Origin of the sequence: Streptomyces sp. NPDC046805, from assembly GCF_040645355.1 — a bacterium.
GTDB lineage: Bacteria > Actinomycetota > Actinomycetes > Streptomycetales > Streptomycetaceae > Streptomyces.
Map to the genome: position 1 here is coordinate 49797 of NZ_JBEYYC010000010.1, position 14143 is coordinate 63939.

12 protein-coding genes, 1 tRNA gene and 1 pseudogene are annotated in these 14143 nt (G+C 69.4%); 11 read left to right on the forward strand and 3 right to left on the reverse strand.

The window, feature by feature from the left end; translation table 11 throughout:
- Window positions 1–14: 14 nt before the first annotated feature.
- The 5 genes from ABZ910_RS13285 to ABZ910_RS13305 are packed head-to-tail and all read left to right on the forward strand — an operon-like array spanning window position 15 to window position 6846.
- The gene (locus ABZ910_RS13285; RefSeq protein WP_361362992.1) at window positions 15–2747 is read left to right on the forward strand and encodes a lantibiotic dehydratase; all 2733 of its coding nucleotides are present in this window, start codon (window positions 15–17) and stop codon (window positions 2745–2747) included.
- Window positions 2747–3814 (forward strand): thiopeptide-type bacteriocin biosynthesis protein, encoded by a 1068-nt coding sequence (locus ABZ910_RS13290; RefSeq protein WP_361362995.1) that lies wholly within the window; start codon window positions 2747–2749, stop codon window positions 3812–3814. The genes ABZ910_RS13285 and ABZ910_RS13290 overlap by 1 nt, the downstream gene beginning before the upstream one ends.
- On the forward strand, window positions 3811–5052 hold the full coding sequence (locus tag ABZ910_RS13295; protein ID WP_361362997.1) for a hypothetical protein: 1242 nt from the start codon (window positions 3811–3813) through the stop codon (window positions 5050–5052). The genes ABZ910_RS13290 and ABZ910_RS13295 overlap by 4 nt, the downstream gene beginning before the upstream one ends.
- Complete coding sequence (locus ABZ910_RS13300) at window positions 5045–6004, forward strand: ABC transporter ATP-binding protein (protein WP_361363000.1); 960 nt, start codon at window positions 5045–5047, stop codon at window positions 6002–6004. Before ABZ910_RS13295 ends, ABZ910_RS13300 begins: the two co-directional genes overlap by 8 nt.
- Window positions 6001–6846: a hypothetical protein gene (locus ABZ910_RS13305; RefSeq protein ID WP_361363003.1), complete on the forward strand. Its 846-nt coding sequence runs from the start codon at window positions 6001–6003 to the stop codon at window positions 6844–6846. The genes ABZ910_RS13300 and ABZ910_RS13305 overlap by 4 nt, the downstream gene beginning before the upstream one ends.
- Before the next feature lie 25 nt (window positions 6847–6871).
- Here ABZ910_RS13305 and ABZ910_RS13310 read toward each other — a convergent pair whose 3' ends face one another.
- A complete protein-coding gene (locus ABZ910_RS13310) occupies window positions 6872–7279 on the reverse strand; it encodes a VOC family protein (protein WP_361363386.1) in 408 nt (135 codons plus the stop codon).
- 243 nt (window positions 7280–7522) lie between these two features.
- Complete coding sequence (locus ABZ910_RS13315; RefSeq protein WP_361363006.1) at window positions 7523–8758, reverse strand: epoxide hydrolase; 1236 nt, start codon at window positions 8756–8758, stop codon at window positions 7523–7525.
- Window positions 8759–9176: 418 nt separating this feature from the next.
- On the opposite strand from ABZ910_RS13315, the gene ABZ910_RS13320 reads away from it, so the two are divergent.
- Both ABZ910_RS13320 and ABZ910_RS13325 read left to right on the forward strand, forming a co-directional pair.
- A tRNA-Ser gene (locus tag ABZ910_RS13320) sits at window positions 9177–9264 on the forward strand.
- Between the two features lie 151 nt (window positions 9265–9415).
- Window positions 9416–9766 (forward strand): annotated as a pseudogene (locus ABZ910_RS13325) (hypothetical protein); the annotation flags it as partial.
- A gap of 217 nt (window positions 9767–9983) precedes the next feature.
- Here the strand turns inward: ABZ910_RS13325 and ABZ910_RS13330 are convergent.
- Window positions 9984–10454 carry an ArsI/CadI family heavy metal resistance metalloenzyme gene (locus ABZ910_RS13330; RefSeq protein WP_361363009.1) on the reverse strand — a complete coding sequence of 157 codons (471 nt, stop codon included), beginning with the start codon at window positions 10452–10454 and terminating at the stop codon, window positions 9984–9986.
- Between the two features lie 79 nt (window positions 10455–10533).
- On the opposite strand from ABZ910_RS13330, the gene ABZ910_RS13335 reads away from it, so the two are divergent.
- The 4 genes from ABZ910_RS13335 to ABZ910_RS13350 all read left to right on the forward strand — a co-directional run bounded on the left by ABZ910_RS13335 (window position 10534) and on the right by ABZ910_RS13350 (window position 14142).
- Window positions 10534–10914: a metalloregulator ArsR/SmtB family transcription factor gene (locus ABZ910_RS13335; protein WP_361363012.1), complete on the forward strand. Its 381-nt coding sequence runs from the start codon at window positions 10534–10536 to the stop codon at window positions 10912–10914.
- Window positions 10911–11654 carry an MIP/aquaporin family protein gene (locus tag ABZ910_RS13340; RefSeq protein ID WP_361363015.1) on the forward strand — a complete coding sequence of 248 codons (744 nt, stop codon included), beginning with the start codon at window positions 10911–10913 and terminating at the stop codon, window positions 11652–11654. Before ABZ910_RS13335 ends, ABZ910_RS13340 begins: the two co-directional genes overlap by 4 nt.
- Window positions 11655–11682: 28 nt before the next feature.
- Window positions 11683–12108 carry an arsenate reductase ArsC gene (locus ABZ910_RS13345; protein WP_361363017.1) on the forward strand — a complete coding sequence of 142 codons (426 nt, stop codon included), beginning with the start codon at window positions 11683–11685 and terminating at the stop codon, window positions 12106–12108.
- A gap of 216 nt (window positions 12109–12324) precedes the next feature.
- Window positions 12325–14142: an ABC transporter ATP-binding protein gene (locus ABZ910_RS13350; protein WP_361363020.1), complete on the forward strand. Its 1818-nt coding sequence runs from the start codon at window positions 12325–12327 to the stop codon at window positions 14140–14142.
- Window position 14143: the final 1 nt, after the last annotated feature.

Sequence of the window (14143 nt, forward strand, 5' to 3'; positions counted from 1 at the left end):
TGAAATCGAGCGCGATGCCATCAGCGATACCGTCGATGACGCCGGGCGGGACGTCGGCCGCGACGCTGCCCGAGCACCGCGAGAGTGCGGAGCGCGTGCGATGGCATCTGGTGCCCCGGTTCATGCTGCGCGTCGGCGGTCTGCCCTTCGACACCGCCGCCGCGCTGGCCGGCCCGGCGAGCGCGGCCTGGGCGGATGCCGTGCTCGACGCGCGGGCACGGCTGCGTGAGCGGGGGGCACGGCTCGCCGACTCGCTGCAGGAGCAGGTGGCACTCTGCCTCGACGACGCGACCGCACGCCGCACGCTGATCAACCTGCGCCGCGACGTCTTCAACGCCCGTGCCCCACGAGGCCTGTCGGCGGCCGAGCAACTCCTGCCCTCCCGCGAACTCGCCCAACTGCACGCGTGGTTCGCCGACTGGCAGCGGCACGAGGCGCTGCTGAAGAACGGCTCCGGCATCCTGTCCGCGGAGATCACCGCGGGCCGGCGGGAGCTGCGCCGCGCGGCGACGGACACCGACCTGCGCTGCGGCATCCAGCTGTCCTCCCCGTCGCTCGACGAGTATCTCGACGGCTATCTGCACCGCGCCGACGGCCCGCTCAGCAAGCGGGAACGGCGGATCGAACGGTCGCTGCTGGAGTATCTGCTGCGTACGGCGTGCAAGACCAGCCCCTTCAGCACCCTGACGGCGGTCTCCGCGGGCGCCTTCACCGAGGCCGGCGGCCGGCCGCTCGCCGCGTCCGTCAGCGGATGGGACAAGCGGAGCAGCACCCGGCTGAACATCGCCGTCCTCGCACGACTCTCGGAACTGCTGACCGGCGACCCCGCGATCCGCGGCGATCTGCCCGTCCGCGCCACCAGCGGACTGCAGGTGCAGCGCGACCACGTCCGCTACTTGCGCAAGCTGCGCGGAGCCGACGGCAACGCGGACGCGGCGGTCACCCTGGACGCTGTACACGAGAGCCTGTTCTTCCTTCCCAGCGGGGACGCCCTCGCCGATGTGCTCACGCTGTTCGGCGACGGCACGACACTGCGGTTCACGGACGCCGTACGGCGGCTGTGCGCGATGGATGACCAGCGGCCGGAGCACGAAGTGGAGCGATATTTGGCCCAGTTGCTCCGACTGGGGCTGCTCGTCGTGCCCGATCTGCACCTCGACATCCACGACCCGGACCCGGTGGGCACCTACCGGAGCGGGCTGCGGCGGCTGGGGGTGGACTGGGCCGACGACATCGCCGTCCTCGTGGAGCGGATGGGCAGCGACGTCGCCCGATTCGCCGAGGCGGACCTGAAGCCGCGGCGTCAACTGCTCGCGCAGGTCAAGGAGTCGGTGACCGAGACGCACCGCCTGCTGGGCCGCGACGACACACCGGTCCTGCGCACCCTGGTCTACGAGGACACCACCCTGCCGGGCCTCACGGTCACCGGCGACGCCTCGACCTGGACGCGACAGCTCACCCCCGGGCTGCGCCAACTGGCCCGCGTCCTGCCAGCGTTCGACGGAACCGCCGTACGCCGACTCGTCACGAAGGGATTCTTCCGAGCGCGCTACGGGCACGGCGGACGCTGCGAGGACTTCCTGTCCTTCGCCCACCAGTTCAACCAGGACTTCTACGACAACTACAACAAGCGGCTGATGCGCCATCAACGCTTCGACGGCACCGACTTCCGTCCGTACGACAACTGGTTCCGGCAGGAGGAGATCACGGGGATCGACCGCGCCCGGGCCGCCGTGGCCGAGGAGATGAAGCGCCGGTACCGCAGCGCCTCCGCCACCGGGGCCGACGTGGAGCTGGACGAGGACTTCCTGACCACCGTGGAGGGACTGCTGCCCCGGCCGGAGGCCCTGCGGTCACTGTCGTTCTTCCTCCAACTGGCCGACGGCCGCGGCGAGGACCCCTTGGTGGTCGTCAACCGCGTCTACTCCGGGCTCACCCTGCTCTTCTCCCGGTTCGCACACTGCTGCGACGAGGAGCTCGTCGCCTCGCTGCGCCGCTCGCTGGACGACGCCGTACCCGAGGGAGCCGTGTTCGCCGAGCTCAAGGGCGGCTACGACGCGACCAACCTCAACCTGCACCCGGTCGTCACCCCCTACGAGGTGGTCTGCCCGGGCGAGACCAGCTTCCGGCCGCCGCACGAGCAGATCCCGGTGGAGGACCTGGTCGTCGAGCACGACACGGCAACCGACCGGCTGCGCCTGCGCTCACGCCGGCTGGGCGTCGAGGTGATTCCCGTCTACCTCGGGTTCCTGCTGCCGATGGCGCTGCCGGAGGTGCAGCAGGTGCTGCTCAACTTCTCCTGCACCACCATGGTCCAGCTCGACCTGTGGGAAGGCACCGGGATTCCGGAGGGCGACAGCGGCGTCCTCCCGCGCGTCCGGCTCGGCAACGTGGTGCTGCAGCGCAGGACATGGCGGTTCGCCGCCGAGCAGCTGCCGCCGCCGGTGGCCGGACAGTCGGACCAGGAATGGTTCCTGGCCTGGCGGGAGTGGCAGCGCAGTGCCGGGCTGCCGCGCCATGTTTTCGCCTCCCTGGGCGGCGAACACAAGCCGCAGTACGTGGACTTCGACTCGTACGCGGGCGTCCGACTGCTGGAGACCGCGGTCCGCAAGAGCACCTCGTCGGTGGTGCTCACCGAGATGCTGCCGCGCCCCGACCAGCTGTGGCTGCGCGACGGCCCACGCCGGTACGTCACCGAACTCACGGTCCAGCTCGACGCAGTCAACGCAACGGAAGCGGAGCGGTGATGGACGGCAAGCGAGCAACGAACGAGGACGCGTCCATCGACACGGAGTGGGACGGCGACGGCTGGATCAGCCTGCACGTCTTCTACGCCGCCAACGCCAACCCCGTACTCGTGCACGGCGTAAGCCCGTTGGTGGACCGACTGTGCGAACAGGGCCTCCTGCGCTCGTGGTTCTTCATCCGCTACTGGCTGGAGGGCCCGCACGTGAGGCTGCGCCTGCTGCCGGCCGACCCGTCGGCGGCCGACGAGGTCGCCCGGACCGCGCGGGAGGCGCTGGAGGCGTACCTGCGCGAACGCCCCGCCCTCTACGAGGAGGACCGCAACGCCAGCGGCGACCTCTACAAGAACATGTTCCTCGCCGAGTACAGCGAGGAACGCTGGAACGACCTGTACGGCGCGGACGGCACGATGCCGTTCAGGGAGAACAACAGCGTCGCTCACATCCCCTACGAGCGGGAGCTGGACCGGTACGGCGGTCCGGCCGGCATGGAACTGGCCGAGCGGCACTTCCAGGAGTCCAGCGAGCTGGTGATCAGGCTGCTGGAGACCACCAACGTGCACGTACGGACCGTCCTGCTCGGTCAGGCAGCCCAGTTGACGGCCGGGCTGTGCTTCGCCTTCCTGCGGGACGAGGAGGCGGTGGCCCGCTTCCTGGTGCGCTACCGCGCGATGTGGGAGGCGTCGTACCAGGAGCCGAGCGACAGCCAGCACGAGCGTTTCGACCGCAGCTACGAACGGATGAAGGACCGGCTGGTGCCGCGCCTGCGGCATGTGCGGGACTGCGCCCGCGACGACGCCACCGCCGCCTCGCCCACCCCGACGGAACGCACCTGGCTCGCCCATTGCGCCGAACTCCGAGACAGAGTATTGAAATTGGCCGAAGCGGGAGCCCTGACCTTCCGCGACGGCGCCGTACCGGACCCGCAGGACGCGCTCGCCATCGTGCTCAGCTCCTACGTCCACATGACCAACAACCGGCTCGGGGTGAGCATCCTGGACGAGATCTATCTGTCGTACGTCATCTGCAAGGCGCTGTCCGACAGCGCACCCCAGGAGGCACAGCGGTGACCGAGACGGCCTACGGCCGGCCCCGGCTGCGCCCGGAGGTGGTCCTCGGCCCGGCCCTGCGGTCGGGCCCGAAGACCGTGCACCACGTCAAAGACGCACGCACCGGCTGCTATTACCGGGTCGGCCCCCGCGAACACTTCATCATGGGCCTCATGGACGGCAGCCACACCATCGAGGACATCGGACGCCGCTACACCGCCACCTACGACCGCCGGCTCGGCCCCGCGCACTGGCAGCAGGTCTTCACCATGCTCGGCCGCTACCAACTGCTCGACGGATACGCCGACGACGCGGCCCTGGACAAGCTCAGACGGGCCCACGAGGACAAGCAGTCGGCGCGGCAGGGCTGGTTGCGCCGGCGTTGGGTGATCCTGCGCCCGGACCAGCTGTGCGCCGCCCTCGCGGCCCGGCTGGCGTTCGCCTTTCACGCGGCCTTCCTGATCCCCGCGTTCCTCCTGATCGTGGCCGTCCAGCTGTTCGTCTGGACGCATGTCGCCACCCTCACCCACGAGGCGACGCACCAGCATTCCTGGCCCGTCACCGTGCCGTTGTCGATGACGCTCTTCTGGGGCATCACCGTGCTGCACGAGTTCGCCCACGGCGTCACCTGCCGCCACTTCGGCGGCACGGTCACCGAGATCGGCCTCAGCTGGCGGTTCCCGATGCTGACTCCCTACTGCCGTACGGACGACATCGTGCTGTTCCACCGGCGCCGGGCCCGGGTCGGCACGGCCTTCGCAGGGGTGTTCGTGAGTTTGCTGGCGCTGGTGCCGGTGATGATCTGGTGGTGGTCGGCCGGTGACGGGGCCCTCGGGCGCCCGCTCGCTTCCGGCCTGCTGCTGTTCGGCAGCGGAGGCGCCGTCATGAGTCTGGTGCCGATTCTGCGATCGGATGGGTATGTGATGCTCACACACGCGCTGAACCTCGTCGATCTGCGTCGCGAGTCCTACCGCTTCTGGCGGCTGAGACTGCGCGGGCGCGACCCCGACGCCCGGAAGAGCCTCAGCGCGTACCCGCCCCGCGACACCCGCGCCTACACCCTTTACGGCATCGTCTCGCTGCTGCTCCTCGTGTCGGCCTATGCCGCGTTGATGTGGGTGTGGTTCAGCACGCTCCAGCGCTGGACGGGCCCGGTGTGGGCGGTGGTGATCCTCGCCGCGGAGACAGCGGTGGTGGCCGGTGTCCTGTCACTGGCCGCGCGCGGCCGCAACGGCGAGAGGCATACCGCCGATGCGTGACGGCCACGACGACGACATGGCGGTCCGCACCAGCGGGCTGACCAAGCAATACGGCCCGGAGACCGGCGTGTTCGGCCTCGACCTGCTGATCCGCAGGGGAGAGGTCTACGGCTTCCTCGGCCCGAACGGAGCCGGCAAGAGCACCACCATGCGCATGCTGGTCGGGCTGATCCGGCCGACCTCGGGCACCGCCACGGTGCTGGGCCACCCGGCCGGGACGCGCAGCAGCCTGCGCGGCGTCGGAGCGCTGATCGAGTCCCCCGCCCTCTACCCGCACCTGTCCGGCCGCGACAACCTGCGCATCCTCGCCGGATACGCCTCCGTGCCGGGCGACCGCGTCGAGACGGTCCTCGAAGAGGTGGGCATGACCGCCAAGGCGGACGTCGCCTTCCGCGCGTACTCACTCGGCATGAAGCAGCGCCTCGCGGTGGCCGCGGCCCTGCTGAAGGACCCCGACCTGCTCATCCTCGACGAGCCGACCAACGGCCTCGACCCGGAGGGCATGGCGAGCATGCGCGACCTGATCACAGGCCTGCGCCGCGCCAACCGCACGGTTCTCCTCTCCAGCCACCTGCTGGCCGAAGTGGAGCACGTCTGCGACCGGGTCGGTGTGATCCGCGGGGGCCGGCTGATCGCCGACGGCACGGTGGCCGAGCTGCGCCGCGGCGCCGGAGAGGGCGGTCTGACGGTGACCGTGGACGCACCCGAGCGCGCGGCCGAGCTCGTACGACAGCTGCCGGAGGTCCGCTCGGCGACGGTCGCCGGCGACGGAAAGGTGCGGGTGGCCGTCGACCCGGGTGAGGCGGCCGCCGTCAACCGGCTGCTCGTGGTGAACGGCCTGAACGTCAGCGAACTGCACAGAGAGGTCCGCTCCTTGGAGGACGTGTTCTTCGACCTGGTCGAGGACCATCGGCCCGCCGGACCGGCACCCGTGGAGGTGAGCAACCGTTGAACGGCGTCCTTCGGGCAGAGCTGCTGTCGACCCGCAAGCGGCCCGGCGTCTGGATCGTGGGCGGCGCGTGGGCGGGCCTGGCGCTGGCCTTCGGCATGGTGGTGCCGTACATCGTCTGGCTGGCCATCAGGAACCGGCCGGTCGGCTCGTCGGGTGATCCGGAGCAGCTGATCGGCGGCCTGCTGCCGGACAAGTTCCTCTCCGCCACGGTGGATCTGTACCCGATGTTCGGCAGCGCGCTGATGCTGATCCTCGGCGCCGTCCTCGTCGGCGGCGAATACCGGTGGGGGACCTGGGGCACCCTGCTGGTCCAGGGCCCCGGCCGAAGCGCGGCGGTGCTCGGGAAGGCCGCGGCGACGGCGGTGACGGTGCTGTGCGTCACGGTGCTGGTGCTCGGGGCGAGCGCGGGTGCGAGCGGCCTCGTCGCGACGCTCACCGGCCGCCCCGCCCACTGGCCGGCCGCGACGGCGCTCCTGGGCGGAATCGGCGCCGTCTGGCTGATCAGCATGGCCGCGGCGAGCCTTGGCATCCTCCTGGCCATCCTGCTGCGCGGCACCGGGGCGGCCATCGGCGTGGGCCTGCTCTGGCTGCTCGCGGTGGAGAACCTGGTCTCCGGACTGGCCGGTACCCTGCCCGCGCTGAAGTGGCTGCAACGCCTGCTGATCGGCCCGAGCGCGGGCTCCCTCGCCACCGCCCTGGACCCGTCGGGCAAGCCGAACACCTCGATCCCGGGGGTGGTCTCGGTGTCCGGCCCGCTGACCGCGAGCCTGGTGCTGGCGGGGTATGTGGTGGTGTGCCTGGGGCTCTCCACGGTGTTGGTGTCGCGTCGTGACGTGACGTGAGGGGTTGAGAAGGGGGCTGGACGGGTCAGGAGGCGACGTCCTGCGGATACCAGCGGAGTTCCACGGTGTTGCCGTCCGGGTCCTGGACGTAGACCGACATGGCGATGCCGCGCGCGCCGAAGCGCTCGACGGGTCCTTCGAGGACGGTGAAAGTCCCTGAGAGGGCCTCGGACTTGAGGAACTCGTCCCAGTCCAGCGGTTCCACGGTGAGACAGATGTGGTCGACGTTGGACTCCCTGCGAGGGCGGCCGACCAGATCGATGACGGTCTCCGGCGTGACTCTCACCGAGGGGAACGGCACCTCGCCGGCCCGCCACTCGGCAACGCGGACGGGCTCCAGGCCGAGGAGCCCGGTGTAGAAGTCCAGGGACCGCTCGACATCCCCGACGTTGAGGACGAGATGGTCGAATGCCTTCACGCGCAGAGGGCCCATGTGGGGCGTGGCCGGGTTGTTGGTGATGTCCGAGGTGTTCATGAGGGCTTCCTTGGTTGGTGGAGATCACGTGGATGCGGATGTCCCCATACGATCCGCTGGACGGAGTGCGCCATCAAGGCAGTTTCGGAGCACGCTCGTTGAGCCTGATTCAACGCCGGGGGCATCGGCATCAGGGCCATGGATCCAGGGCCATGGAACAACGTTCGCCCGGCCTGTCGCCGGACGAGCCCGCAGGGTCATTCAGGGCCTGCGGCCGTGAAAGGTACGGCGCAGGTCGCTCACCCAGGCGTCGGGGTTCTCCCAGGGGATGAAGTGGCCGCCTTGGTCGTGGGCGTTGACGTTGACGTGGTTGAACCAATCGGCCTGCGGGCCGCTCTTGAACGCCCGGACTCGCTCGTTGGCGGTGTGGATGCCGGGCGGGTTCTCGAACGTGACGAAGGTGAGGCCGACCGGGGCCTGCACGACCGGGGTGCGGTCGTGGGCGGGGGCCCAGGGGTGGCGGTTGGCGTTGGCGTAGTAGCGCATCGACGTGGCGATGGAGTTGTTCACCCAGTAGATCGTGGCGTGGGTGAGCAGGTCGTCCTTGGTGAAGACGGATTCGACGTCGCCGCCGTTGTCGCTCCAGGCGTTCCAGCGCTCCAGCAGCCAAGCGAGCAGTCCGGCGGGTGAGTCGCTCAGCCCGTGGGCCAGGGTGGCACCGTCGAGCATGTGCACGGCGACGTGGGACGCGAAGCGGTGGTCCAGCTCGATGGTGCGGGCGCGGATGCCCGGGGGCTGGTCGTCTGTGAGGGGCCGATTCCGTGCGAAGTCCCAGGCCCGGGGGTCGGTGAAGAAGTCGAGCGGCAGCCCGGAACCGATGTGGATGCCGTACAGCTCGTCGGCGTACTTGTGGCCGAGCTGGCTGGAGACGATCCCGCCGATGTCGCAGCCCCCGGCGGCGTACTTCTCGTACCCCAGGGCCTCGGTCATCAGGGTGTGCCAGAGGTCGGAGACCTTCCAGAAGTTGACGTCCGGAAAGCCGGTGAGCGGGCCGGGGAAGCCGAAGCCGGGCAGGGACGGCACGATGACGTCGAAGGCGTCGGCGGGGTCACCGCCGAACGCGGCCGGGTCGGCGAGCGGGTCGATCACCTTCGACCAGTGCCAGAACGTCCACGGCCAGCCATGGGTGAGGACCAACGGGATCGGACGGGGGCCGCGGCCGGGCTTGCGCATGAAGTGCACCGGGACACCGGCGACGCTCACCTGGTAGTGCTCGTAGGCGTTGATGGCGGCCTCGAACTTGCGCCAGTCGTAGCCGTCCCGCCAGTAGGCGACCAGCTCACGGAGATAGCTGTCCGGGACGCCGTACGACCAGTCCTCGTTCGCCTCGTCCAGCGGCGGACGGGTCAATGTGAGACGGGCGCGCAGGTCGTCGAGGACCTCGTCGGACACATGGATCGGGGTGGGCTCCAGGGGGAAGGCATGCGGGGTGGTCATGGTGTGGCTCCTTGCTGGGTGGGGGGAAGCGGTGCCGTCGGCCTGTTCGGTGATTGCGCGGCGAGCCGGGCCACATCAAGGAATGCGGGCGGTGACGCGGCGTCTGCTCTACCGGCGCCAGGTGGATGAGGGCCGCCGTGAACTGTTCCATGCCCGCCTCGGTGCCCGGAATGCCGACGTAGGGCTGATCACGATCACGCGATGCCGTGCACAGGACCGCAGAGGCCGCAGGAGCGAAGGAGCCGCAAGATCCGGAGCGGAGCTCCGGCGTGGACACTCAACGCATCTGACGCTCCCCCGCGGCGCCCGGAGACTGCGCCGCCTGGTAGCGCGAGTGGACCCTGTGTGGACCACGGCCTCCGCGCGAGGTCGGAGGCGGCTAGGCGCACCCGCTCCGCTCCTCTGGTGCACGCGGCAGGAGGTGGGTTGCCCGAGCGGCTGAAGGGAACGGTCTTGAAAACCGTCGTGGCAGCGATGTCACCGTGGGTTCAAATCCCACCGCCTCAGCAGAGGACATAGCCGTGCTGGTCAGAAGGGGTGTCTCTCGATGAGGGGCGCCCCTTCTGTATGGAACCTGTCTCACTCTGATCCGGCCGTGTCGCGTTGTGGATCAGTGCGTGTGGACCAGGTGTGGACCAAGCTCGGGTCTGCTGCACGATCGGGCTTGCCCGCCGACCGTGGGAGACGCCGCAGGCCCTCGTGGTCACGGAGCGCGAGGCGCCGCAAGCACCCGAGCTCGAGCGGCAGACTCCCGCGTCCTTGCCGGGGCCGGACGTGGACAGCATCCTGGCGCTGGCTACCCGAACAAGCCTCGATCCAGCATCACTTGAAGCCTTCAGGGCATCCATCGAGGACTATTGGCGACGGGACGACCAGCACGGCGGCGAGGCTCTGAGGCCGGCCATCGTCGGCCAACTCCGGCATGTTGTTGGACTCTTGAAGGAGAACCGGCCACCGTCCATTCAAAGCGGCCTATACGGTATCGCTGCCGAGCTTGCACGGCTCACTGTCCCACCTGCGCCCGTCGGGCTGTTGGACATCGACCAGGCACAGATTCACCCACTTGTTGGTGTAGATCTGTCGTTCTCCGTGGGTCTTCCACTCCATACCTGCGGCCCCTCGAATCGGTCTCCAGGATCTCAGACCGACTGGAGGAGGGCTGCAGGTTCGCACCTTTTCGCGTCACCTTGACGAGATGCGAGGGCTGAGCGCGCTGGCTGGGTGGTCAGCCGCAGGTGCAACCGGCAGCTGTCGAGTCGGCCCCGACGGACTGGGTGGTGCAGCAGGCGTCGCCAGTGACGTTCGGGTAGGCGCTCTTGCCGAGGGTGTCGGTGTCGGCCTTGACGACGTAGACCTCCCAGGGCTCCTTGCCGGGGCCGTGGATCCACACCTTGTCCTGGACGGCGTAGCAACAGGAGGTGTCGTTCTCCTCGAAGGTGGCGAGACCGGCGTCCTTCAGACGGCTGGTGGCCGCGCTGACCTGGTCGGTGGACTCGACTTCGACGCCGAGATGGTCGAGGCGTGTCTCTTGTCCGGGCTCACCCTCGATCAGGACGAGCTTGAGCGGGGGCTCGGCGATGGCGAAGTTGGCGTAGCCCTCGCGCCGCTTGGCCGGTTCGGTGCCGAAGAGCTTCGAGTAGAAGGCGATCGACCCTTCGAGGTCACTGACACGCAGGGCGAGCTGAGCACGGGACATGGCAACGCTCCCATCGGCATGCATTGATGTCTATCGATGCAAGCTTGTGACTTGGGTCGAAGGATGTCAACATAGACGTATGTCGAAACAAGAGCTTGTGGTGCTCGGACAGAGCGACGAGACCGACGCGTGCTGCCCGGGGCTGGTGACCGCCCCCCTGGACGAGGACCAGGCGACCGAGCTGGCGAAGCTGTTCAAGGCGCTGGGCGACCCGGTGCGCCTGCGCCTGCTCTCGATGATCGCTTCGCGGGCGGGCGGTGAGGTCTGCGTCTGCGACCTGACCCCGGCCTTCGACCTGTCCCAGCCGACGATCTCGCATCACCTCAAGCTGCTGCGGCAGGCCGGTCTGATCGACTGCGAGCGCCGAGGCACATGGGTCTACTACTGGGCCCTGCCCGCCACCCTCGACCGGCTTGCCGCCTTCCTGAAGACGTCGCAGACGGCCGAGGCCACCGCGTGAGCGCCCCGCTGGGGCGCCGAGCCCTTGCCGAAGCCGTGGGGACGGCCGCCCTGGTCGCGGTGGTCGTCGGCTCCGGAATCCAGGCCACCGAGCTGACCCGGGATGTCGGTGTGCAACTCCTGGCCAACTCGCTGGCCACGGTCTTCGGCCTGGGCGTCCTCATCGCGCTCCTGGGGCCGGTCTGCGGCGCTCATTTCAATCCGGTCGTCACACTCGCTGCCTGGTTCACCGGCCGCCGTAGAGAGGACGGGCTGACCGCCCGGGACGTCGCCGCGTACATCCCCGCTCAGGTCGTGGGAGCCATCACGGGTGCCATCGTGGCCGATGCCATGTTCGGCAAGCCGCTCGTGCAGTGGTCCACCCATGACCGCTTCGCCGGCCACCTGTGGCTCAGTGAGGTGGTCGCGACCGCCGGGCTCGTCCTGCTGATCTTCGGACTTGCTCGCACCGGCCGGGCGCACTTCGGCCCCGTGGCCGTGGCGTCCTACATCGGCGCGGCGTACTGGTTCACGTCCTCCACCTCGTTCGCGAACCCCGCGGTCACCATCGGCCGGGCCTTCACCGACACCTTCGCCGGCATCAATCCCGGCTCACTCGGTCCGTTCATCGTGGCCCAACTGGTCGGCACCGCGATCGGGCTGGGGCTGGTGATCGCCGTCTTCGGACGCCCGGCACCCGTGCAGGCCGACACTGTCCCCGTTGAGGGCGAACCCGAACTCGCCGCCTCCACCCTCTCCTGACCCGATTCCGTCCAGAAAGACACGTGCCATGACCACTCCCGCCGCTGAGCGTCCTTCCGTGCTCTTCGTCTGCGTCCACAACGCCGGGCGCTCCCAGATGGCCGCCGCGTTCCTCACTCACCTTGCGGGCGACCGCGTACAGGTGCGTTCGGCTGGGTCCGCGCCTGCCGACACGGTCAATCCGGCTGTAGTCGAAGCGATGTCGGAGGCAGGCATCGACATCTCGGCCGAGGTGCCCAAGGTGCTCACGGTCGAAGCTGTCCAGGCGTCCGACGTGGTCATCACGATGGGCTGCGGCGACACCTGCCCCGTCTTCCCGGGCAAGCGCTACCTCGACTGGCAGCTCCCCGACCCGGCCGGACAGGGCGTCGACGCCGTCCGTCCCATCCGTGACGAGATCGAAAAGCGCATTCGCGGCCTGCTCGACGAGATCACCTCGGCGATCCAAGTGTGAGTGAGGCCCGTGACGATCGGCCGGCTCGCTGGCTTCGGGACGCGCACCCCCAACCGCCCCCCAAGGCGCTCCCCCTGAGCACGAACCCGGAGAAAACGCTTGGACTCCGCAAGCGTCCTCGCGGGACACTGCGGTTCCTTGCCTGCCTGTACTCGCGCGTCGGCGTTGGCGTTGTCGCGTGCCGCGCGCGGGGCACTCATCTGGGACAGGGGTGCGATGGGATCGCCTGAATCACGCGAGGGGCCTCGGGGCAGGGGCCCGGTTCTCCTCGCGCTTCGTTGCTACGGACGGGAGTTGGCCCGGCTGCGGTGGCTGACGCTGCCCGCGATGCTGCTGCCGGCGGTGGGCAACACCGGCATCAGCTACGTCGCGCCGCTGGTCGTGGCGAAGCTCGTCGGGCGGATCGTCGGTGACTCCGGTGCCGGCGTGGGCTCGATGCTGCCGTACGTGCTGGTCTTCGCGGGCACGCTGCTGCTCGCGGAGACGCTGTGGCGTATCGGTATGCACTGCCTCATCCGGCTGGAGGCCCGCGGCATCGAGCAGTTGTACGTGCTCGGCATGGACGAGCTGTTCGCCAAGGACGCCACGTTCTTCCACGACAACTTCGCCGGATCACTGACCAAACGGGTCCTGAGCTTCGCCGCCCGCTTCGAGGACTTCGTCGACACGTTCGTGTTCCAACTCGTGGGCAGCCTTGTGCCGCTCGCGTTCGGATCGGTGGTGCTGTGGCAGTACGAACCGCTGCTCGTGGCCGGTCTCCTGGCGATGATCGTGCTGACGGCGCTGGGCGTGGCGCCCCTCATCCGTCGTCGCCAGGCGCTCGTCGACCAGCGCGAGGCGGCGTTCGCCCGTGTGGCCGGCCACGTCTCCGACAGCCTCATGAACATGGACACCGTCCGGGCGTTCGCCGCGGAGGAACGCGAGGCAGTGGAGCACCGTTCCCGTGTCGCGGAGTCCCGGCTGCGCATGGTGCGTTCGTGGGACTACGGCAATCTGCGCATCGACACGCTGGTCGCGCCGATGTCCGTGCTGACCAACGCGCTGGGCCTGCTGCTCGCGGTCGCGCTCGGCGGGGGACGCCATGGTGTGGAGTCGGTCGTGGTCGCCTTCACGTACTACTCCAACGCGACGCGGATCATGTTCGAGTTCAACCAGATCTACCGCCGCCTGGAGAGCTCGATGACGGAGGCCGCGCAGTTCACCGAGCTGCTGCTCGCGCCGCCGACCGTGCTCGACCCGCCGTCGCCGCAGCCACTGGCGCCCCGGGGCGCCGACGTCCGCTTCGAGAAGGTGACCTTTACCCACGCGGGCGCGGCGGAGCCGCTCTTCGAGGGCCTCGACCTCACCGTCCCCAGCGGCTCGAAGGTCGGTCTGGTCGGCCGCTCCGGCGGAGGCAAGACCACGCTCACCCGGCTGCTGCTGCGGATGACGGACGTCGACGCCGGCCGGATCCTGATCGGCGGCCAGGACATCAGCAGGCTGCGCCAGGCCGACCTGCGCAGCCTGATGGCCTACGTGCCGCAGGACCCGGCCATGTTCCATCGCACCCTGCGGGAGAACATCGCGTTCGCCCGGCCGGACGCCACCGACGCCGAGATCCGCGGCGCGGCCGAGGCGGCCCACGTCACCGAGTTCGCCGACGCGCTGCCCGACGGCTTCGAGACCATGGTGGGCGAGCGCGGCGTCAAGCTGTCCGGCGGACAGCGCCAGCGCGTGGCTCTCGCCCGGGCGATCCTGCGCGACGCGCCGATCCTGTTGCTGGACGAGGCGACCAGCGCGCTGGACTCCGAGAGCGAGATCCTCGTCCAGGAGGCGCTGTGGCGGCTCATGAAGGGGCGGACGGCGCTCGTGGTGGCGCACCGGCTGAGCACGGTCGCCACCATGGACCAGCTGGTCGTCCTCGACCACGGCCGGATCGTCGAGCAGGGCACGCACCAGGAACTGCTCGCGTCGGACGGTGCCTACGCGAAGCTCTGGCAGCACCAGTCGGGCGGCTTCCTCGACGACACTCCCGCGCAGGCCGACCTGCGCTGAG